Genomic DNA, 22,013 nt, shown 5'->3' with positions numbered 1-22,013 from the left:
CTACAGTCTGACCAGGGTCCTTCTGATTGAGCAGAGCAAATCAACAGGCGCGCCGTGCTTGCCGAGCCGCTTGCAGTAGCCCTCGAATACCTCCTTTTCCTGCGCGAAATTCAGTCCGGCGCGTTCGCAATACTCCTCGGCCAGCCGCATGAACTCACGCTGCTCGAAACCGCCGAGTTCGACTATCGGCTCCCACAGCCCGCTGGTGTCCTCTGGCAGCGTGCTGCGGATCCAGCCCTCGGATGCCACCAGGACCATCCGCAACGGCGCCTCCTCGTGCCGTGCGATCCGTTTGATGAGTTCGGGATAGACGGTCTGCTTGCAGGGCTCCGACTGCAGGAACTGGGCCTGATCGAGTGCCAGGACATGGACACGGTCGGGTGAGGCGGCGTACAGGTCGTCCAGAAACGCCCTGAAGATCCGCTTCTTTCGCTCGTCGGAGTGTCCGGCGTCCTCATTGAAGCTTTGCCCCTGGTCCGTGACCAGCTCCGGTGCTGTGGCTTCGTCGGTCGCGACCGTCGTTGTACCTACGAGCTCGGCGTTGAGCGCGGCGTTGAAGCCGTTGAAGGCGTTCTCCGGGAACGGCTCCGGCTGGCTTTCGTCGAGGCACCCAGCACGGACCGCGCGCAGCATAGAGAGCCAGTCCTTGTTCTCCGGACCGAGCGGCCCACCGTCGTAATCCGGCACCCTGCGGGCGAGGTCCACATACGTGACACGATGACCGTGGACGAAACAATTCAGCAGGCAAGAGACAGTGAACCAAGTTTTGCCGGTTCCGGAGACAACCAGGAGTGGGCGATCAGCGTATTTCGAGGGGCAAAGCACCTTCCACGCGGTACGACGCTTCTCCGCGCGGTCGACGAAGAGGATCTGGTCGAGATACGGCCTGTGGTCGCACAGCCTGGCGATGGAGGAGTCGCTCGGTACCTGCCGGATCGCGAGTACGGATTCCGGGTCACCGCGCGTGACCAGCGCAGGCAGAGCCCAGTAGTTCTTGTTGGTGTGCTCCTCGCGCAGTTCCCGGCGGCCGGCGTAGACAGCGGTGTCCACTGCATGGCCGCTCGCCATCTCCTTGTACAACTCGGCGGCAAACCGGACGCACGCCGGTGAGTCGATGTCGGCCTGCATCGACACCACGGCCTCGGCCTCGGCTTCCAGGAAAGCGTGGGCGAGACCGCCGAGCCGGTCGGTCCGGTCAGTCGCGGTCTGGCAGGCGTTTAGGACGACGAGCCGAGGCTGCCACTTGTCAAGCAGCTCCATGATGTCCTCGGAGGTCAGCCACCACCTTCGCTCGCCGGACGAGTGCCCGGTTGACCAGTTGAAGGGCATCCCTGCAGGGATACCCTTGACCGCTGGCATGCCGTGGCCGATGAAATGCAGGATGTGGGGCTGCCACGTCCTGACCTCTTTGAAAAGATCCCCACGTGTCGGGCCGTCAAGGACCTGGACGTGCCAGCGGCCGGGCTTCATGCCTAGTGCCGCACCGACCCGGGCAGTCTCCGAGTTGGCGAGCGCCTTGTGGTCGGCCGGATCGCAGATCACCAGGAGCACACGCAACGGCCCCAACGGCCGTGCCTTTTGGAATCTGTCCGGCGAGTCGTCCTCGTCCTGTTGCCATTCATCGCCGGTGCCAGCGTGCTGGCGTGTGGCAAGCAGCTTCGAGTGATTGAAGAGCCACCTGTTGCGGTCCCGGCTCAGTTCCCACGGCAGTCGGCGCAAGTCCTCTACCGCGATCTCGATACGCATGCGCATCGCCGGTTGGGCCGGGCCGCCAACCTGTAGGGCTTCCGTCCAGAGCTGGCCCACCGCACCGGGTGTGAGGAGAGCGAACAGGGCGTCGCCCAGGTCCTGCCGTTGCTCTTCGGTGCCTCCTGGCCCGAGCACCGTGTCGAACTTGGCCAGCAGCCGGGTGGCCTCCGTCAGATCGAAATCCTGCGATTCTTCTCGTACAGGATCACCGGGGTGGAGCTCCTCCACCATCAAACTGACCTTGGGGGGCTCAGGCCCCCCGCCCGCCTGCGCGGATGGTGCGGGGCTTATGCGGAATCGGGCTGTCCTCATCGCGGCCTCTGAACGCGGTCAGCCGTCCCCCGAATCGGGGAACGGCAGCTGATCCTCCGAGTCCAACAGAGCCAGGGCAGCACCGGGATCATCCTGGATCTCCTCAGCCATCAGCGAGGGCAGAGCCTCGGCCTGGGCTCCATGGCCGGGCGGTCGCGGACCGTAGTCAACCACCACCTTGTCCAGCCACGTCTTGCGGAGCCGAACCACCTGGTAGAACGGCGTGATGTCGGTACCGGTCCACTCCGCTCCGAGCGCGCTACGTCGTACGACCGACGCGCCGAGCGCCAGGTCAGCCAGCTCGAAGGCACCCGCCGCACCCGCCGTGGCCGACAACTTCAGCTCAGCCGTCGCTCCTGTGCTCGCCGCGGAGAGCACCGTGCCAGCAGCTGCGTAGGTAACGCCGGTAACGACCAGCAACGAATTATCCCACGCACCGTTCCACCACAGCGTGATCAGGTCGTTCCCAAGGCGCCGGACGTCCGAGATCATCCTCTGCTGGATCTCGCGGTACGCCACGAAAGCCGTGTTCTTCCGCTGGAAGGTCACTGAAGCGCCGGCGTCCGTCTGGGTCAGCACGGAAAATGCGTCCGGCACGGTTCCGGAGGCTTTGTAGCGAACCTCGACCGAATGATTCGAATCGTAGGTGAAGTTTCCGGGTGAGGTGCCTCTCTCCGCATGGAAAGTTACTCCGTGATCGGCCAGCTTTCCCGCTCTGCGGATATCATCGCCCTGGCGGTCATAGACGTCACCTACCCGCACGAGCTGCGACAAGGGCCAGTTAACCCACCAGCCCTTCCAGTGATCCTTGGTCATCGCTTTGCGATAGACCTCATATGCCTGCATCGTATCTCCCGAGCTCGGTGATTCTCGGGTGGGCAGCGCACTACATTCTCGGCGGAACCTCGGACGATCGTGGGAGAACCGCGGCAGATCGCCGGGGCCTAACCGGTAGATCCACTCGTTTTTACGCTAGCCCCCGCAGAAGGGCCTGTCAAAAGTCTGGCCAAGCTGGTGGCCGATGGCGGCACGGGCACGTCCCTATGGCCACAGGGGAGTTGCAAAGTCCGGCGATCTCGTGAATGCGCTGATCAGGCGATGACACTTCGGGCGTCGGCGGACGATATCGATCCCCGGGGTAGGCGCTCTATCGCTGCGACTGCCTCAGTCAGCGCATCCCGGCGAGGGAGGGAGACGGCTCAGGAGGAGGGTGGTGCCGTGGGTCATAACGTTCGCGTAACACTCCACGGATGTCCCTGAGACAGTGCGAGTGAGTCCCAGGGCGCTGCGACAAGAGGAGCACCACGAGGTTGCTGAGACACATAAAGCGCTGAGACAGCTCAACTGTTCCTAACGCGTTACTCGTCACGCTCGAGGACCTGGTGCGACAGGCGCTGCGGATGCGGCCCGACCGGCTGGTCGTGGGTGAGGTGCGCGGGCCCGAAGTGGTGCATCTGCTGGCGGCGTTGAACACGGGCCATGAGGGCGGCTGCGGGACCGTGCACGCCAACGCGGCGGCCGACGTGCCGGCCCGCCTCGAGGCGCTGGGCACGGCGGCCGGGCTTGACAGGGCCGCGCTGCACAGCCAGTTGGCGGCCGCGCTGTCGGTCGTACTGCATCTCGTGCGTGACCGGACCGGGCGGCGGCGGATCGCCGAGGTGCGGGTGCTGGAGCGGGACTCCTCGGGGCTGGTGCGGACGGTGCCGGCGCTGCGCTGGGGAGCGGAGGCGTTCGCGTACGAGCGGGGGTGGGAGCGGCTGCGAGGGCTGCTAGGGGCCGCGACGCGGGGGCCGTCGGGGGAGGGCGGGTGACGTGGGCGGGCCAGGAGCGAGGGGACGACGACGAGACGGCTCGGACGGGGGGAGGACGTGGTGATCGGGATGGGGGAGATGTCGGTGGGGTCGACGGGTGTGGCCGTGGGGTGCCTCGGGGTGGCCGTGTGGCTGTGGGGCGGGCGGCGTTCCGGGGCGCGGCGGGCGCAGGTGCTGCTGGCGGGTGGCGGTGTGGTGGGGGTCGAGCCTCCGCCGTGGCGGCGACTGGTGGAGGAGTTGCGGCAGGTTCGTGGGCGACTCGGCTTCGAGTGGTGGGCGGCGGTCGCAGGGCTGGTGATCGCCGTGCTGGGGTCCTCGGTGCTGCCGGTCGTCGCGGGGGCCGCCGGGGTGCCGTTGCTGCGGCGGGTGCGGCTGGCCCGGGCGGAGCGCCGGGTGCGTGAGCGGCGGGCGGACGAGGTGATCGCGCTGTGCGCGATGGTCGCCGGGGAGGTGCGGGCGGGGCGGCAGCCGGGGGAGGCGCTGGTGCGGGCTGTGCGGGAGTTCGAAGGCGCGGGGGTCGGTGGGGCCGGATCGGGTGCGTTCGGTTCTGGAGTGCCGGAGTTCGGCGGTCTCGGTGAGACGCAGGCCGCTGTGCTGGCGGCGGCCCGGTTCGGTGGGGATGTTCCGGGGGCGCTCGCGGCCGCGGCTCGGCGGCCTGGCGCCGAGGGGCTGTTGGGGCTCGCAGCCTGCTGGCGGGTGGCCGTGGACCAGGGCGCGGGGCTCGCTGCCGGGCTCGATCGACTCGAAGGTGCGCTGCGGGCCGATCGGGACCAACGAGCCGATATGCGCGCCCAGTTGGCCGGAGCTCGATCCACTGCGTGGATGCTCGCCGCGTTGCCGGTGCTGGGGCTGGGCCTCGGTGCTGCCCTCGGTGCCGATCCCCTGCACGTCCTTCTGCACACCGGTTCCGGGCTGGGCTGCCTGCTGGTCGGCGGCCTGCTGGAGGGCGTCGGGATGTGGTGGGCGACGCGGATCGTACGGGGAGCCGAGGCGGCATGAGCGCGGAAGTTGTCCACAGGCTGGGGGCGGTTGTGGGGGCGGCACTGGTGATCGCCTGGCTCGCCCGGTGGGCCGCGGCGGTGCAGCATGAGCGCAGAGTGCGGCGGCGGCTCGGAGAGTTGCTGGCCGCTGCGCAGACCACGGCCGAAAACCCGCGGTTCGAGGTTCGGGATCTCGTGCGGGGGTGGCTGCCCGTGGTCGGCGTCGGGTGCGCCGGGTGGGTGCTGGTCGGCGGAACTGCCGGGTTCGTGGTCGGGCTGGTCGTCGCGGCGGGCTTGTGGCGGTGGCGGCTACGGCAGACGGCCGGCGTGGGTGCCGAGGAGGCCGACGCAAGTGAGGCGGCCCGGCAACTGCCGCTCGCCGCCGACCTGCTGGCCGCCTGCATCGCGGCGGGCGCGGGTCCCGTGATCGCGGCACAGGCCGTGGGCGAGGCGCTGGGCGGTCCCGTGGGAGAGGGACTCGCGCGCGGGGCGGCCGAGGTACGGCTCGGCGGCGAACCGGGCGAGGCCTGGCGCAGGCTCGCCTCGACACCGGGCGCCGGGGCGCTGGCGCGGCTGCTGGAACGCGCCGACGTGACCGGGTTGCCCGCGGCCGGACCGGTTGCCGCGCTCGCGGCGGACGCCCGCGCCGACTGGGGGCGCGCCGCGACGGCACGGGCACGGCGGGCGGCCGTGCTGGTCACCGCACCGGTGGGGTTGTGTTTCCTGCCCGCGTTCATCGCCGTCGGCGTGCTGCCGATCGTGATCGGGCTTGCGGGTGGAGTGCTGGGAGGGGGTGGGCGATGACGGTCGGCGGCCGGTGATCCGGCGGACGGGTAATTCAGGCGGTATGTCAACAGGACTGATCCTTACGGGGGCTGAGATGTGCAAGACGGTATGGGCGCGGGTGCGTGCCCTGGTGTGCAGGACGATGAGCGGGGCGCGGCCGATGCGCGGGGACAGGGGCATGGTGACGTCCGAGTACGCGATGGGGATCGTCGCGGCGGTGGCGTTCGCGGTGGTGCTCTACAAGGTGGTGACCAGCGGGGCCGTCAGCGCGGAACTCCAGGCCATCGTGAAACGGGCGCTCGATGCGAAGGCGTGAACGGGCGGGAGATCAGGGGTTCGTGACGGCGGAGTCGGCCATGGTGCTGCCCGTGCTGGTGATGTTCGCGATGGCGCTGGTGTGGGGGCTGCTCGTGGTGGCCGCGCAGATCCAGTGCGTGGACGCAGCCAGGACAGGCGCTCGCGCGGCGGCCCGCCAGGACCCCGCCGAGGCAGTCGTCCGGGTGGCCCGGGCCACGGCACCGCGCGACGCGCAGGTGACGGTCGCCCGGGAGGGTGACCGGGTCCGTGTGGTGGTCGTGGCCAAGCCGCCCGCGTTGCATGGCCTGCCCTTCGAGGTGCGGGAGGAGGCCGTGGCATGGGCGGAGGAGACGGTGGGGGAAGGAGGATGAGCGGCGGTTCGACGAGGAGCGGATCCTCGGAGCGTGGGGTTGCGGTTGCGTGGCCCCCCGCTGCGCGGTCGGCAAAAGCCCGGTGCGCGGAAGTCGGCCTCACCGGCGCGCGCCGCGCTGTTGCCCGGTTCGCCGGCGTCCACCTCGCTGCCACCCGTTCGGACCGTGGTTCCGCCACCGTCTGGAGTGTCGGTGCCATCGCGGTGCTGTGCGTGGTGTTCGGGGTCGTGCTGGCCCTCGGGCAGGCCGTCGTCGTACGGCATCGGGCGGCCGGGGGCGCGGATCTCGCGGCGCTCGCGGCGGCGGACCACTGGGCCGAAGGGTCCGTGGTGGCCTGCGCCCGGGCGGAGGGGGTAGCGCGGGACCAGGGCCTGCGGCTCGTGCGGTGCGAGATGGTCGGCGAGATCTCGGACGTGACGGCGGCCTCGGGGCGGGGGCCGTTCACGGCGGAGGTCAGGGCCCGGGCGGGGCCTGCCGGGCCGGTCACGTCGCAGGCTCCGCTTCCGCCGGAATCCCGGGGGGCGCCACGTCCTGGCGGTCCAGCGGCTCCTGGAGCCCCGGTCCCGGGGCCGCTGGGGGGTCAGGCGCCGCCGGCTCGGTCGGCGCCCCAGTGAGGCAGGGGCTCGGGTCCTCCGTTGGCGTCCGGGTGGCCTGGGTCCGGGTTCTGGGTCGGCGTCGCGGTGTGGCCTGGGCTCGGGTTCTCGGTTGGCGTCCTGGTGAGGCAGGGGCTCAGGTCCTCCGTCGGCACCCGAAGGTCTCCCGGCGCCGTTTGCTCCATCGGCACCCCGGTGAGGTCAGGGCCCCGGTTCTCCGCCGGCATCCCGAGGTGCTCTCGGCGCTGTTCGGTCGGTCGGCGCCCGGGGAAGGAGGGGCTAGAGCCCCTCCTTCGGCAGCCCGGGAAGCTCCGCCTCCGCCCCCTCCTCCGGCGCCCCCCGCAACAGCACCGTGAGCAGCCGTACCGCGCCCCTCTTGTGCAGCGGGTCGTTGCCGTTGCCGCACTTGGGGGACTGGATGCAGGACGGACAGCCGGCGTCGCACTCGCAGGAGGCGATGGCCTGGCGGGTGGCGGTGAGCCAGGCGCGGGCGGTGTGGAAGGCGCGCTCCGCGAAGCCCGCGCCGCCCGGGTGACCGTCGTAGACGAAGACCGTGGGGAGCAGCGTGTCGGGGTGGAGGGGGATCGACACGCCGCCGATGTCCCAGCGGTCGCAGGTCGCGAAGAGGGGCAGCAGGCCGATCGAGGCGTGCTCGGCGGCGTGCAGGGCGCCGCCGAGGATCTCCGGGTTGATCCGGGCCTCGTCGAGCTGGTCCTCGGTGACCGTCCACCACACAGCGCGCGTGCGGAGCGTACGAGGAGGGAGGTCGAGTTTCGTCTCGCCGAGCACTTCACCTGTGATCAGACGTCTGCGGAGGAAGGAGACCACCTGGTTGGTGACCTCGACGGAGCCGTAGCACAACCTGCCCTCGCCCCAGGGGACTTCGACGTCCGTCTCCAGAACGGCGATGGACGTCGTGTCCCGGGCGACCGTCGAATACGACGGGTTCGCCTCCTCGACCAGTGCCACCGAGTCCTCCAGGTCCAGCGACCGGACCAGGTAGGTACGGCCCTGATGGAGGTGGACAGCGCCCTCGTGGACGGCGGTGTGGGCGGAGCCCGCGTCGACCGTGCCGAGGAGGCGGCCCGTGCCCGACTCGACGATCTGGATGGGGCGGCCGCCCTCCCCGCGGATGTCGGTGAGGTCGGCGGCCCGCTCCCGGCGCGTCCAGTGCCAGGCCTTGGTACGGCGGCGCAGGAGCTTCGCGGACTCCAGCTGCCCCAACAGGCTCTCGGTCTCCGGCCCGAACAACTGCATGTCCTCGTCCGTCAACGGCAGTTCCGCCGCGGCCGCGCACAGGTGTGGGGCGAGGACGTACGGGTTGTCGGGGTCGAGGACCGTGGACTCCACCGGCTGGTCGAAGAGGGCCTCGGGATGGTGGACGAGGAAGGTGTCCAGGGGGTCGTCGCGGGCCACCAGGATCGCCAGCGCCCCCTGGCCCGCTCGACCCGCCCGGCCTGCCTGCTGCCACAGGGACGCGCGTGTACCGGGGTAGCCGGAGATCAGTACGGCGTCCAGCCCCGAGACGTCGATGCCGAGTTCCAGGGCGGTTGTGGCGGCCAGGCCCAGCAACTCGCCTGAATGCAGGGCCTGTTCCAGGGCGCGGCGTTCCTCCGGGAGATAGCCGCCGCGGTACGCCGCCACACGGCGGGCCAGGGAGCGGTCGACCTCCGCCAACCGCTCCTGGGCGATCACGGAGATCAGCTCGGCGCCGCGCCGGGAGCGGACGAAAGCGACCGAGCGCACGCCCTGTACGGCGAGATCCGTGAGGAGATCGGCCGTCTCGGCGGTGGCCGTACGGCGGACCGGGGCGCCCTTCTCGCCCTGCATCTCGGTGAGCGGGGGCTCCCAGAGGGCAAACACCAGTTCGCCGCGCGGTGAGGCGTCGTCGGCGACCTCGACCACGGGGAGGCCGGTGAGGCGGCGGGCGGCCACCGACGGCTCGGCGGCGGTCGCGGAGGCCAGCAGGAAGACGGGGGAGGCGCCGTAGCGGGCGCAGAGGCGGCGCAGACGGCGCAGCACCTGGGCGACGTGGGAGCCGAACACGCCCCGGTAGGTGTGGCACTCGTCGATGACGACGTACTTGAGCGCCTTCAGGAAGGAGGACCAGCGGGAGTGGGACGGGAGTATCCCGCGGTGCAGCATGTCCGGGTTGGTCAGCACGTAGTTGGCGTACTGGCGGATCCATTCACGTTCCTCGAACGGCGTGTCGCCGTCGTAGACCGCGGGGCGTACGGAATTGCCCAGCGGTTGTGAAAGTTCCTTCACCGAGCGGCACTGGTCCGCAGCCAGGGCCTTCGTCGGGGACAGGTAGAGCGTGGTGGCGCCGCGGCCGTTCGGGGCCTCCGAGCCGTCCAGGAGGGTGGAGAGGACCGGCACGAGGTACGCCAGGGACTTGCCGGAGGCGGTGCCGGTGGCGACGACGACCGACTCGCCGTCCAGGGCGTGTTCGGCCGCGCGTGCCTGGTGGGCCCAGGGGTGATCGATGCCGCAGGCCTGGACGGCTGCGATGACCTCCGAGCGGATCCGGTCGGGCCAGACGGCATGGCGACCCGCACGTGGGGGCAAGTGCTCCGTATGAGTGATGCGCGCAGCCCGGCTCGGCCCGGCGGCGAGCCGGTCCAGGACCGTGCTCGGCGTGGGGCGGGGACCGGCGTCCGTCGAGGGTCGATCGGATCGGAGATTCTTGGCCATCGGCACCGAGTGTGTCACTGGCGTGACGGACAATGGGAGCAAGGCGTCGTGCACGCCTGCCGGTAAGTGATTGAATGCCATCGCGGCTGGCGAACCGTCCGGGGGCTTCAAGCCGAGGTGTCCCGAGGGGCGACCGCTCGATAGCAAGGTGCTGGAGGATCCGTGGACCTGTCTCTGTCGACCGAAACCATCGGCGATCGCACGATCGTCAGGGTCGGTGGCGAAATCGACGTATATACCGCGCCCAAGCTGCGCGAGCAGCTGGTCGAGCTGGTGAATGACGGCAGTTTCCACCTTGTCGTCGACATGGAGGGCGTGGACTTCCTCGACTCCACCGGGCTCGGCGTACTGGTCGGCGGACTGAAGCGTGTGCGTGCCCATGAGGGCTCGCTGCGCCTGGTCTGCAACCAGGAGCGCATTCTCAAGATCTTTCGTATCACCGGCCTCACCAAGGTGTTCCCGATCCACACCTCGGTCGAGGAAGCGGTGGCGGCGACCGACTGATTCGTTCCCGGGCCCGTGCCCGGGGCGGCAGCTGGACGTCGGCAGAAGCAAAAAGAAGGGGTCCGGGCTTTCGGCGGCCCGGTCCCCCGACAGCACGCCCGTAGTTCCGAGGGGGACGCATGGCCACCGTTGAACTCCGTTTCAGCGCGCTGCCCGAGCACGTCAGGACCGCCCGACTGGTGGCGGCAGCGGTGGCGCGCAGGTCCGGAGTGGACGAGGCCGTCCTCGACGAGGTCAGACTCGCTGTCGGCGAGGCCTGCACTCGTGCCGTCGGACTGCACCAGAGCGGCGGCATCACCGCGCCGGTCAAGGTGCTGCTGATCGAGGAGGAGAAGCAGTTCTCCATCGAGGTCGGCGACGAGGCGCCGCGTTCGGCCCCGGGTGACCGGGCTCCGGGCGCCCTGGGTGAGGAACCCGACGTGGAGACCGAGGAGGACGAGATGGGCCTCGCGGTCATCAGCGGCCTCGTCGACGATGTCGAGGTCACCGCGGGAGAGCACGGCGGACAGATCCGTATGACCTGGCCGACCACGCCGCCGGCCGCAGTGCTCCCCTGATTTTCACCCGTTCGAATCAGTTTTCTGTTCGACATGCGGAAGGGCCCCACCACACTGGTGGGGCCCTTCCGCATGTCGGCATGGGCTTTCTGTGCCTACAGTGGTCTGGTGCGATGCATATCGTGAATTGGTTCACGATCTAGATATCGGTCTTGAATGCCCCCGGGGCATTACTGCTTTCAGGTTCTGTAAAGGCGAATTCCGTTTACCGCGCCCTGTTTTGATCAGGGCGGGGTACCTACAATCCGTCCACATCTTGAGCTCAGCCCAAGCGTCAAGGAGGACGAATGGCGGGGCTTTCTACCCCTGATCAGTTGGACCAGCCCACAACAACCCTCGCGGCCGCGGTGCTCACCGACGACAACCGGGTGCTCATCGCGGTCATCGCGGTCGTCGCCCTGGCGGCGCTCGTGGTGGCGGGGGTCCTGGTACGCCAGGTGCTCGCGGCCGGCGAGGGCACCGACAGCATGAAAAAGATCGCGAAGGCCATCCAGGAAGGCGCGAACGCCTATCTGGCACGCCAGCTGCGCACGCTCGGCGTATTCGCCGTCGTCGTGTTCTTCCTGCTCATGCTGCTGCCCGCGGACGACTGGAATCAGCGCGCAGGCCGATCCGTGTTCTTCTTGATCGGCGCCGCGTTCTCGGCGGCCACCGGCTATATCGGCATGTGGCTCGCGGTGCGCAGCAATGTGCGTGTGGCCGCGGCGGCACGGGAAGCCACTCCGGCGGAAGGCGAGCCGGAAAAGGATCTCACCGCCGTCTCCCACAAAGCCATGAAGATCGCTTTCCGTACGGGCGGCGTGGTCGGCATGTTCACGGTGGGGCTCGGTCTGCTGGGCGCCTCCTGTGTGGTGCTGGTGTACGCGGCCGACGCGCCGAAGGTCCTGGAGGGCTTCGGTCTCGGCGCGGCGCTCATCGCGATGTTCATGAGGGTCGGCGGCGGCATCTTCACCAAGGCCGCCGACGTCGGCGCCGACCTGGTCGGCAAGGTCGAGCAGGGCATCCCGGAGGACGACCCGCGCAACGCCGCGACCATCGCCGACAACGTGGGCGACAACGTCGGCGACTGCGCGGGCATGGCGGCCGACCTCTTCGAGTCGTACGCCGTGACCCTGGTCGCCGCGCTGATCCTCGGCAAGGCGGCCTTCGGCGACGCCGGACTCGCCTTCCCGCTGCTCGTCCCGGCGATCGGCGTGATCACCGCGATGATCGGCATCTTCGCGGTCGCGCCGCGCCGCTCCGACCGCAGCGGCATGTCCGCGATCAACCGCGGGTTCTTCATCTCCGCGGTGATCTCGCTCGTGCTGGTGGCGATCGCCGTCTTCGTCTACCTCCCGGGGAAGTACGCCGACCTCGACGGCGTCACCGACGCGGCGATCAGCGGAAGGGACGGCGACCCGCGGATCCTCGCGCTCGTCGCCGTATCGATCGGCATCCTGCTCGCCGCCGTCATCCAGCAGCTGACCGGCTACTTCACCGAGACCAACCGGCGCCCGGTCCAGGACATCGGCAAGAGCTCTCTCACGGGGCCCGCCACCGTCGTCCTCGCCGGTATCTCGATCGGTCTCGAGTCGGCCGTCTACACCGCCCTGCTGATCGGCCTCGGCGTCTACGGGGCGTTCCTGCTCGGCGGCACCTCGATCATGCTGGCGCTGTTCGCGGTGGCGCTGGCCGGCACCGGCCTGCTCACCACGGTCGGTGTGATCGTCGCCATGGACACCTTCGGGCCGGTCTCCGACAACGCCCAGGGCATCGCCGAGATGTCCGGCGACGTCGAGGGCGCGGGCGCACAGGTGCTCACCAACCTGGACGCCGTCGGCAACACCACCAAGGCCATCACCAAGGGCATCGCCATCGCCACCGCGGTCCTCGCGGCATCGGCGCTCTTCGGGTCGTACCGCGACGCGATCACGACCGGCGCGCAGGACGTCGGCGAGAAGCTCAGCGGGGACGGCGCGCCGATGAGCCTGATGATGGACATTTCGCAGCCCAACAACCTCGTCGGCCTGATCGCCGGCGCGGCGGTCGTCTTCCTCTTCTCGGGGCTGGCGATCAACGCGGTGTCGAGGTCGGCGGGTTCCGTGGTGTACGAGGTGCGGCGGCAGTTCCGCGACCATCCCGGGATCATGGACTACAGCGAGGAGCCGGAGTACGGCAAGGTCGTCGACATCTGCACCAGGGACGCCCTGCGCGAACTCACCACACCCGGTCTGCTCGCCGTGCTGGCGCCGATCTTCATCGGGTTCACCCTCGGCGTCGGCGCGCTCGGCGCGTTCCTCGCGGGCGCGATCGGCGCGGGCACCCTGATGGCGGTCTTCCTGGCCAACTCCGGCGGTGCCTGGGACAACGCCAAGAAGCTCGTCGAGGACGGTCACCACGGCGGCAAGGGCAGCGAGGCCCATGCCGCGACAGTGATCGGCGACACCGTCGGCGACCCCTTCAAGGACACCGCAGGGCCCGCGATCAACCCGCTGCTGAAGGTGATGAACCTGGTGGCGTTGCTGATCGCCCCGGCGGTGATCAAGTTCAGCTACGGCGAGGACAAGAGCATCGGCGTACGGATCTTCATCGCCGTTCTCGCGTTCCTCGTGATCGCCGGCGCGGTCTACGTCTCCAAGCGGCGCGGCATCGCCGTAGGTGACGAAGACAACGAGAAGAAGGTGGCCAAGTCGGTGGATCCCGCGGTGGTTTCGTAGATCCTGGCACGAGGCCCAGCTCAAGGGGCGGGCGGGCGGCGCGTGTTCATGCGCCGCCCGCCCGCCTTGTGCGTGCGCGCCGCTCGGTCGTGAGGCTTCTCTCGCCTGGGGCGAACGGGGATGAAAGGGGTCTATATGTGATATTCGGTGCGCGGGTGTGGTGCGTGTGCTGTGTAAGGTCCGGGGGCTGAGAGGCCACGGAAGGGACCGATCCGGTGAACAAGAAGCTCGCGGCCGCACTGTCCGGCGGTGCGGTACTGGTACTGGCGCTGACGGGATGCAGTGGCAGCGAGGACAACAAGGAACTCGACGCCTGGGCCAAGAAGGTCTGTGACCTGGTGCCGGCCCAGAACAAGAAGATCACGGCGGCCTACGACGCGATCACCAAGGCGGCCGAGGACACCGAGAGCACCCCGGCGGAGCTCCAGAAGGCCGACTCCCAGGCCTTCCAGGACCTGTCCGACGGCTACAAGGCGCGCGCCACGGTCATCAGCACCGCCGGGGCGCCTCCCGGTGCCGAGGACGGTGAGAAGAAGCTCCAGGCCGCCGTCAAGCAGCTCACGGCCCTGTCGGCCGCCTATGCCGACATGAAGACGCAGGTGGAAGGGCTCAACACCAAGGACCAGGCGAAGTTCGCGACCGGCCTCAAGGAGGTCTCGGCCGAGATGAAGAAGGTGGAGACCCAGCGCCAGACCGCGCTCACCGCGCTGAAGGACCTGGAGTCGGGCGACACCAAGCAGGCACTGTCCGAGCAGTCGGGCTGCAAGCAGGCCTCGACGTCGCCGGAGGCGTCCGCGCCGGCGACGGACAGCTGAGCGCATTCCGGGCTGCCGACGACTGAGCGGGTCCCTGGGGGCTGCCGGTAGCTGAGCGGCCGGGGTGGCTGAGTGGTGCCGCGAGTGGCTCGGTGAGGCGTGCGGCGCGGCGGGCGCGGGCCACAATGGAGGGCGTGAGTACCTCCAGCCTGCCCACGCTGCCCGCCGCCCCCGCCTCCGGCCGTCCCGACGTCACCGCCCAGTTGCGGGACGCCCTGATCGGGGCCTCCTTCACCGCCGACGGGCTGCTAGAACTGCTCGGCGCGCCCGCGTACGCGGCGCTCGCGCGCAGCGAGACCGTGCCCGCGCTCCGGGCGACCCGCGAGGACTCCCCACTGGCGGTGCTCGTACGCCTGTTCCTCCTCCAGCAGCCGGTGACCCACGCGCGCGTGGCGGACGTCCTGCCCGTCGACGCCTGTCTGGAGAGCGGCTGGCTGGTCCGTGTCGGCAGCGATGAGGTGGCCGCGACGGTGGACGTACGGCCGTACGGCGGACCCGGCGGCGAGGACTGGTTCATCGTGTCGGACCTCGGCTGTGCCGTCGGCGGAGCCGGCGGCATCGGCAGCCGGGACGAGGGTGTCGTCCTCGGGGTCGGCGGTGCCTCCACGACCCTGGCCGGCCTCACCGTCCGTACCCCCGTCGCCTCCGCCCTCGACGTCGGTACCGGCTCCGGGATCCAGGCCCTGCACGCCGTACAGCACGCCACGCGCGTGACGGCGACCGACCTCAACCCGCGCGCGCTGCACATCACCGCGCTCACGCTGGCGCTGTCCGGGGCCCCGGCGGCCGATCTGCGGGAGGGCTCGCTGTTCGAGCCGCTCAAGCAGGGGGAGATGTACGACTTGATCGTGTCGAACCCGCCTTTCGTGATCTCGCCGGGCGCGCGGCTGACGTATCGCGACGGCGGGATGGGCGGGGACGATCTGTGCCGCTCGGTCGTTCAGGGGGCGGGGGAGTTGCTGAACGAGGGCGGGTTCGCGCAGTTCCTCGCCAACTGGCAGCACGTCGAGGGGGAGGACTGGCAGGACAGGCTCAGGTCGTGGGTGCCGCGCGGGTGCGACGCGTGGGTCGTGCAGCGCGAGGTGCAGGACGTCACGCAGTACGCCGAGCTGTGGCTCAGGGACGCCGGTGACCACCGGGGCGACCCGGCCGAATACCAGGCGCTCTACGACGCCTGGCTGGACGAGTTCGAGGCGCGCAAGGTGAAGGCCGTCGGCTTCGGCTGGATCACCCTACGGAGGACTGGCTCCGCCGTGCCCTCGGTCACCGTGGAGGAGTGGCCGCACCCGGTCGAGCAGCCCCTCGGCGACACCGTCAGGGCGCACTTCGAACGCCTCGACTACCTGCGCGCCCACGACGACGCGGCCCTGCTGGAAGCCCACTTCAGGCTCGCGCCCGAGATCATCCAGGAGCAGGTCGGGCTGCCCGGCGCGGAGGACCCGGAGCACGTGGTGCTGCGCCAGCACCGCGGGATGCGCCGGGCCACGAAGGTGGACACCGTCGGCGCGGGCTTCGCCGGTGTGTGCGACGGCTCGCTGAGCGCGGGACGCATTCTCGACGCGATCGCCCAGCTCATGGGCGAGGACCCGGTCATGCTGCGCGACCGAACGCCCGCGCAGATCCGGCTGCTGGTGGAGCAGGGGTTCCTGGAGCCCGCGTGACCTGACGCCGGCCGGCCACGGCTGAGGCGGACTCGACCTCCTGAGGCCCCTGTGTCCGCTCTGGCGGGATTGCTCCGGAAAAGGGCTCCTGTCAGTGGCAGGTGCGAAGCTACCTTCGAGAGACAGAGCTGACGCGTTCTCGGGGGAGGCGCGCTGTCTCGGACCCGGTGCCCGGGTCTCGGGGGGAGGCGTGATGGCGGGGGAGACGCCGGATCAGGGCGAAGGCAGGACCATCAACGGCCGGTACCGGCTGCTGCGGACGCTCGGCGCGGGCGGCATGGGCCGTGTCTGGCTGGCGTACGACGACGAGCTGGCCTGCGAGGTCGCGATGAAGGAGATCGCGCTTCCGGACACGCCGATGGACGCGGGCGAAACGGCCCAGCGCATTTCCCGGGCCCGCAGCGAGGCCCGGCACGCGGCCCGGCTGCGCGGCCATCCACATGTGGCGACGGTGCACGATGTGGTGGTCCACGAGGGGCTTCCGTGGATCGTCATGGAGCACGTGCCGGACGCGGTCGACCTCCAGGCGGTCGTACGGCGTTCGGGGCCGCTGTCGGCCGAGCAGGCGGCCCGCATCGGCCTCGCCGTCCTCGACGCCCTCACCGCGGGGCACCGCGTCGGCATCCTCCACAGGGATGTGAAACCGGCCAACATCCTTCTGGCGCCGGACGCTTCGGGCGACCCCTACGCGCGCGTGCTGCTCACCGACTACGGCATCGCCCTCCAGCCCGAGTCCCGCGAGCCCCGTCTCACCGCGACCGCGGGAATCCTCGGCACCCCGGGCTATCTCGCGCCGGAGCGCGCCCGGGGCGAACCGCCCACTCCGGCAGCCGACCTGTTCTCCCTGGGCGCCACGCTGTACGCCACTGTCGAGGGCCGCGGCCCCTTCGACCGCCACGGCGAGTTCGCCACGCTGACGGCCCTGCTGGGAGAGGACCCCACCCCGCCCGCCCGGGCCGGTGAACTCACGCCGGTGCTGCTGGGGTTGCTGGTCAAGGATCCCGTGCGCAGGTTCTCGCCGGAGACGGTGAAGCGGGGGCTGGAGCGGGTTGTGCAGGGGGCCGGGGGTGCGGCGGGGCCGGGGCACGGCTCCTCGGCGGGAGGATTCGGGCCGCCTGTCGGTGGCTGGGGGCCGGCGCCGGGGACTCCGCAGACGCCGCACACTCCGGGAGGCGCTGCCGGAGGCGGTGGTCCGGCCGACGCGAGCCCTGCTGGAGCAGGCGCGGCCGACACGCGCCCCGGCCCCGGGGAACCGGCCACGCCGGGGGTGACACCTGGCTCGGCGTCGCCGTACAGCCCATGGCCGCCCGCGGCAGGGCAGGCGCCGGAACGGGGCAACCCCTATGCGCAGGGGGCGGGTTCGCCGTATGGCTCCTCGCCGCCGTACGGCGGCGCTGGTCCGGGCTCCCCCTACGGCGGTGGAGCTTCCGCGCCGTACTCGGGCGGTGGCTCCTCGCCGCCGTACGGGAGCGGGACGCCCGCTGGATACGGCGGCTCGGGTGCGCCCGGCAGCCCCACCGCCGCCGGCGCACCCACCGCCTACGGCGGGTCCGTCGGTCCGGGCGGACCCGGAGGCCGGGCGCCGTTCTCGTTGGCCCCGCCCCCGCCCCCGACGCCGCGCCCCGCCGCCAAGAAACGCCTCGCGCTCGTCGCTCTCGTCGTCGGTGTACTTCTCGTCGTCGCGGGCGGTGCGTGGGGAGTCATGTCGCTGACCGGGGACGACGGCAGGAAGGACACGGCGACCAAGTCCTCGCCGAGCACGAGCACGCGTTCGTCACAGGGGGCGTCGCCCACCGGGCCCGTGCTGCCGTACGGCGAGGTGGTCGGGCTCGACGAGCCCCTGGAGACCGGGGACTGCGTGCAGGCGGTCTGGTCGGGGACGCCGTTCAAGTCGGCGCCGAACCTGGGGGTCGTGGACTGCGCGGACGACTGGCCGGACGGCCAGGTGGTGGCCGTCGACACGGCCACCGACTTCGCCGACGCCAGGGCCCAGGGCGCGAAACGCTGCGCGAACCTGAGCCGTGCCGTCGTGGACGCGCTGCCGGACGCGGCCGGGTACGCCGTCGTGCCGACCGAGGAGGGCTTCGGTGCGGCGGGCAGCGGTACGGCATGTCTCGTACTCGGCCGCCATGCCGCGATAGGCGGCGAGGTGGGCCGCTTCCGGGACCTGGGCACCGACTTGTGGGTGGGGCAGATGAGCGTCGGCGACTGCTGGGTCTACCAGCAGCTCGACGACGGCTACAAGGCTCCGCTCACCGACTGCTCGAAAGCCCACACCGACCAAGTGATCGGCACTGTTCAGGCCCCGGCCGAAATGACCTACAAGAAGGGCACCGACAACGCGACCAAGTTGTGCGGCAACAAATTCGAGTCGACCTGGGCGCCTGATCAGGAGCGTCTCGTGTACGGCTGGGTGGCCGACGAGGACGACTGGAAGAAGGGATTCAACAAGATCGTGTGCACGGTCAGCCTGACCGACAACAAGAAGTCGAGCGGGAAGATACCCCCGCCCGGCGCGGTCTGAATCCGGTCGGTTTCCGCGCCGAATCCGGTCGCGCTCCCTCGGAGAAGCGCGGATCCGGGTGAGAGCCGAACGTGAACCGGATGAGATTTGTGGTCGACCGGGACGGTCGACCGGGATGGCCGGGGTGCCGATCCGGTGGTCGGCCGAGGGCCGGTCAGGGGGAGTCCGCGGTCGTGTCGGCGCGGCGTTCACCCGGGGTTCGTCTGTCCGCCGCCCGCGCGTGCCAGTCTCCATCGAAGGTGCACGCGCGGGCGGGAGAAAAGGGGCCACGGGGAGCCATGGAGAGCGGACCGGCGATCTTCGCGGGAATGGTGTTCGCCCTGTTCGGGGGAGGGCTGCTGGTGTGGACCGCGGCCCGGGTGCGCCATCGTGAACCTGTCGCCCACGGTGTGAGTCCCGTCGCATCCGCGACCGTCGCGACCCTCGCCGCGCTCATCACGCTGGCCCTCGCCGCATGGTGCTTCACCCGCCTCTAGGACGGCTCCCGGAACGTCTGCGCGAGTGGGTCGACCAGTAATGGGGAGGTCACCCTCCGGATGAGCTCGAAAAGGCCGGTGGGCGCTCGGGGCGGCAGGAATGGCGGTAGTCGGGTTACCGTTCGAGTGGCCGTTGCGGGCTTTTCCCGTTTGACACGGGGGCGGGATGTACCGTCACACTCCGCAGCGTCAGCATGACCCGACCCCGGGAACCAAGGCCTGGGGAGACCCCAGTGTCGACCGGAGAGAAGAGCGAAGTTGTCCCCGACCAGCGAGACCGCAAAGGGCGGCCGCCGACTCGTCATCGTCGAGTCGCCTGCCAAGGCGAAGACGATCAAGGGCTATCTCGGCCCCGGATACGTCGTCGAGGCGAGCGTCGGGCACATCCGCGACCTCCCCAACGGCGCCGCGGAGGTGCCCGAGAAGTACACCGGCGAGGTCCGCCGCCTCGGCGTGGACGTCGAGCACGACTTCGAGCCGATCTATGTCGTCAACGCCGACAAGCGGGCCCAGGTCAAGAAGCTCAAGGATCTGCTGAAGGACTCCGACGAGCTCTTCCTCGCCACCGATGAGGACCGCGAGGGCGAGGCGATCGCCTGGCACCTCCAGGAGGTGCTCAAGCCCAAGGTCCCGGTCAAGCGGATGGTCTTCCACGAGATCACCAAGGCCGCGATCCAGGCCGCCGTCGCCAACCCGCGCGAGCTGAACCAGAAGCTGGTCGACGCCCAGGAGACCCGCCGCATCCTCGACCGCCTCTACGGCTACGAGGTCTCGCCGGTCCTGTGGAAGAAGGTCATGCCGCGCCTGTCGGCCGGCCGTGTCCAGTCGGTCGCGACCCGGCTCGTCGTGGAGCGGGAGCGCGAGCGCATCGCGTTTCGTTCTGCCGAGTACTGGGACCTGACGGGCACCTTCGCGACCGGCCGCGCGGGGGACTCCTCGGACCCGTCGTCGCTGGTCGCCCGCCTCCAGACCGTCGACGGCAGGCGGGTCGCGCAGGGCCGCGACTTCGACTCCGTGGGACAACTGAAGAGCGCGAACACCCTCCACCTCGACGAGGCCAATGCCCGCGCCCTGGCCGCGGCCCTGGAGCAGACGCGGTTCGCGGTCCGCTCGGTCGAGTCCAAGCCGTACCGCCGCTCGCCGTACGCCCCGTTCCGTACGACGACCCTCCAGCAGGAGGCCTCGCGCAAGCTCGGCTTCGGCGCGAAGGCGACCATGCAGGTGGCCCAGAAGCTGTACGAGAACGGCTTCATCACCTATATGCGTACGGACTCCACGACCCTGAGCGAGACCGCCATCACCGCGGCCCGCGCCCAGGTCACGCAGTTGTACGGCGCCGAGTACCTGCCGTCGTCCCCGCGCACCTACGCCGGGAAGGTCAAGAACGCGCAGGAGGCGCACGAGGCGATCCGCCCCTCGGGTGATCGTTTCCGTACGCCCGCCGAGACCGGCCTGACAGGCGACCAGTTCAAGCTCTACGAGCTGATCTGGAAGCGCACGGTCGCCTCGCAGATGAAGGACGCGACCGGCAACAGCGTGACCGTGAAGATCGGTGGCACCGCCGCCGACGGGCGGGACGTCGAGTTCAGCGCCTCCGGCAAGACGATCACCTTCCACGGCTTCCTCAAGGCCTACGTCGAAGGCGCCGACGACCCGAACGCCGAGCTGGACGACCGCGAGCGCAGGCTGCCCCAGGTCGCCGAGGGCGACGCCCTGAGCGCCGAGGAGATCACGGTCGACGGGCATGCCACCAAGCCCCCGGCCCGCTACACCGAGGCCAGCCTGGTCAAGGAGCTCGAAGAGCGCGAGATCGGCCGCCCGTCGACGTACGCGTCGATCATCGGCACGATCCTCGACCGCGGCTATGTCTTCAAGAAGGGCACGGCACTGGTGCCGTCCTTCCTGTCCTTCGCCGTGGTCAACCTCCTGGAGAAGCACTTCGGCCGGCTCGTCGACTACGACTTCACCGCCAGGATGGAGGACGACCTCGACCGCATCGCCCGCGGTGAGGCGCAGGCCGTGCCGTGGCTCAGGCGCTTCTACTTCGGCGAGGGCAGCGGCGGGGGCGGTGCCGCGGACGCCGGCAACGGCGACGGGGACCACCTCGGCGGTCTCAAGGAGCTGGTGACCGACCTGGGCGCCATCGACGCGCGCGAGGTGTCGTCCTTCCCGGTGGGCAACGACATCGTGCTCAGGGTCGGCCGCTACGGCCCGTACATCGAGCGCGGCGAGAAGGACTCCGAGAACCACCAGCGGGCGGACGTCCCCGAGGATCTGGCGCCCGACGAGCTGTCCGTAGAGCTCGCGGAGGAGCTGCTCGCCAAGCCGAGCGGTGACTTCGAGCTCGGCGCCGACCCGGTGACGGGTCACCAGATCATCGCCCGCGACGGCCGCTACGGCCCGTACGTCACCGAGGTGCTCCCCGAGGGCACCCCGAAGACCGGCAAGAACGCCGTGAAGCCGCGTACGGCCTCGCTGTTCAAGTCGATGTCCCTGGACACGGTGACCCTCGCGGACGCGCTCAAGCTGATGTCGCTGCCGCGTGTCGTGGGCGCCGACGCCGAGGGCCAGGAGATCACCGCGCAGAACGGCCGCTATGGGCCGTATCTGAAGAAGGGCACGGACTCGCGCTCGCTGCAGACCGAGGACCAGCTCTTCACGATCACCCTCGAAGAGGCGCTGGCGATCTACGCCCAGCCCAAGCAGCGTGGCCGGGCCGCCGCCAAGCCGCCGCTGAAGGAGCTGGGCACCGACCCGGTCAGCGAGAAGCCGGTCGTGGTCAAGGACGGCCGCTTCGGACCGTACGTGACCGACGGGGAGACCAACGCGACCCTGCGCTCCGGCGACAGCGTCGAGGAGATCACCCCGGAGCGCGGTTTCGAACTGCTCGCCGAGAAGCGGGCGAAGGCGCCCGTCAAGAAGACGGCGAAGAAGGCGCCCGCCAAGAAGGCCCCGGCCAAGAAGGCGACGGCCGCCAAGACCGCGGCGAAGAAGACGACCACGGCCGCCAAGAAGACGACGGCGAAGAAGACCACCGCCAAGAAGGCGACGGCTTCCAAGACGGCGTCCGAGGACTGAGTCCGGCCCTGTTTCGGGCCTGAATCCTCCACTGAGGCTTCGCAATGCGAACGCCCCGGCATCACTTTGGTGTCGGGGCGTGCACACCTGCGGACGCGCTCCCCGGGCT

16 protein-coding genes and 1 pseudogene are annotated in these 22,013 nt (G+C 70.1%); 14 read left to right on the top strand and 3 right to left on the bottom strand.

Annotated features, from left to right (window positions below):
- Entirely contained in the window at positions 1-1,980 is a 1,980-nt protein-coding gene (locus tag RNB18_RS06105; protein ID WP_311713124.1) for a CHAT domain-containing protein, read from the bottom strand.
- A gap of 99 nt (positions 1,981-2,079) precedes the next feature.
- Positions 2,080-2,907, bottom strand: a complete 828-nt coding sequence (locus RNB18_RS06100) for a hypothetical protein (RefSeq protein WP_311713123.1) — start codon at positions 2,905-2,907, stop codon at positions 2,080-2,082.
- A gap of 515 nt (positions 2,908-3,422) precedes the next feature.
- On the opposite strand from RNB18_RS06100, the pseudogene RNB18_RS06095 reads away from it, so the two are divergent.
- The 6 genes and pseudogenes from RNB18_RS06095 to RNB18_RS53620 all read left to right on the top strand — a co-directional run.
- Positions 3,423-3,872: pseudogene (locus RNB18_RS06095) on the top strand (ATPase, T2SS/T4P/T4SS family); the annotation flags it as partial.
- A 69-nt stretch (positions 3,873-3,941) separates the two neighbouring features.
- Positions 3,942-4,871: a type II secretion system F family protein gene (locus RNB18_RS06090; protein WP_311713669.1), complete on the top strand. Its 930-nt coding sequence runs from the start codon at positions 3,942-3,944 to the stop codon at positions 4,869-4,871.
- Positions 4,868-5,656, top strand: a complete 789-nt coding sequence (locus RNB18_RS06085) for a type II secretion system F family protein (protein ID WP_311713122.1) — start codon at positions 4,868-4,870, stop codon at positions 5,654-5,656. The genes RNB18_RS06090 and RNB18_RS06085 overlap by 4 nt, the downstream gene beginning before the upstream one ends.
- Before the next feature lie 76 nt (positions 5,657-5,732).
- Positions 5,733-5,954, top strand: coding sequence for a DUF4244 domain-containing protein (locus RNB18_RS06080; RefSeq protein WP_311713121.1), 222 nt, complete (start codon positions 5,733-5,735; stop codon positions 5,952-5,954).
- Complete coding sequence (locus RNB18_RS06075) at positions 5,941-6,306, top strand: TadE family type IV pilus minor pilin (protein WP_311713120.1); 366 nt, start codon at positions 5,941-5,943, stop codon at positions 6,304-6,306. Before RNB18_RS06080 ends, RNB18_RS06075 begins: the two co-directional genes overlap by 14 nt.
- Positions 6,273-6,920 (top strand): Rv3654c family TadE-like protein, encoded by a 648-nt coding sequence (locus RNB18_RS53620; RefSeq protein WP_394817594.1) that lies wholly within the window; start codon positions 6,273-6,275, stop codon positions 6,918-6,920. The genes RNB18_RS06075 and RNB18_RS53620 overlap by 34 nt, the downstream gene beginning before the upstream one ends.
- 258 nt (positions 6,921-7,178) lie before the next feature.
- On the opposite strand, the gene RNB18_RS06065 is transcribed toward RNB18_RS53620, so the two are convergent.
- The gene (locus tag RNB18_RS06065; RefSeq protein ID WP_311713119.1) at positions 7,179-9,674 is read right to left on the bottom strand and encodes a DEAD/DEAH box helicase; all 2,496 of its coding nucleotides are present in this window, start codon (positions 9,672-9,674) and stop codon (positions 7,179-7,181) included.
- A gap of 81 nt (positions 9,675-9,755) precedes the next feature.
- Between RNB18_RS06065 and bldG the strand changes: the two genes are divergently transcribed.
- The 8 genes from bldG (at position 9,756) to topA (ending at position 21,904) form a co-directional block, all read left to right on the top strand.
- Positions 9,756-10,097 carry an anti-sigma factor antagonist BldG gene (gene bldG, locus RNB18_RS06060; protein ID WP_024885807.1) on the top strand — a complete coding sequence of 114 codons (342 nt, stop codon included), beginning with the start codon at positions 9,756-9,758 and terminating at the stop codon, positions 10,095-10,097.
- Between the two features lie 119 nt (positions 10,098-10,216).
- Positions 10,217-10,654, top strand: coding sequence for an ATP-binding protein (locus tag RNB18_RS06055; protein WP_266515708.1), 438 nt, complete (start codon positions 10,217-10,219; stop codon positions 10,652-10,654).
- 287 nt (positions 10,655-10,941) lie between these two features.
- Complete coding sequence (locus RNB18_RS06050) at positions 10,942-13,350, top strand: sodium-translocating pyrophosphatase (protein ID WP_311713118.1); 2,409 nt, start codon at positions 10,942-10,944, stop codon at positions 13,348-13,350.
- A gap of 215 nt (positions 13,351-13,565) precedes the next feature.
- A complete protein-coding gene (locus RNB18_RS06045; RefSeq protein WP_311713117.1) occupies positions 13,566-14,165 on the top strand; it encodes a small secreted protein in 600 nt (199 codons plus the stop codon).
- A 125-nt stretch (positions 14,166-14,290) separates the two neighbouring features.
- Complete coding sequence (locus tag RNB18_RS06040; protein WP_394817593.1) at positions 14,291-15,826, top strand: DUF7059 domain-containing protein; 1,536 nt, start codon at positions 14,291-14,293, stop codon at positions 15,824-15,826.
- A gap of 193 nt (positions 15,827-16,019) precedes the next feature.
- Positions 16,020-18,350, top strand: coding sequence for a serine/threonine-protein kinase (locus RNB18_RS06035; RefSeq protein ID WP_311713115.1), 2,331 nt, complete (start codon positions 16,020-16,022; stop codon positions 18,348-18,350).
- Positions 18,351-18,628: 278 nt separating this feature from the next.
- Positions 18,629-18,826: a hypothetical protein gene (locus tag RNB18_RS06030; RefSeq protein ID WP_059209128.1), complete on the top strand. Its 198-nt coding sequence runs from the start codon at positions 18,629-18,631 to the stop codon at positions 18,824-18,826.
- Positions 18,827-19,084: 258 nt separating this feature from the next.
- The gene (topA, locus tag RNB18_RS06025) at positions 19,085-21,904 is read left to right on the top strand and encodes a type I DNA topoisomerase (protein WP_311713114.1); all 2,820 of its coding nucleotides are present in this window, start codon (positions 19,085-19,087) and stop codon (positions 21,902-21,904) included.
- Positions 21,905-22,013: the final 109 nt, after the last annotated feature.

This window comes from Streptomyces doebereineriae, from assembly GCF_031845645.1.
GTDB classification, from domain to species: domain Bacteria; phylum Actinomycetota; class Actinomycetes; order Streptomycetales; family Streptomycetaceae; genus Streptomyces; species Streptomyces canus.
Note: the sequence above shows the minus strand (reverse complement) of the source record. Positions and strands in the feature narration are given on the sequence as shown.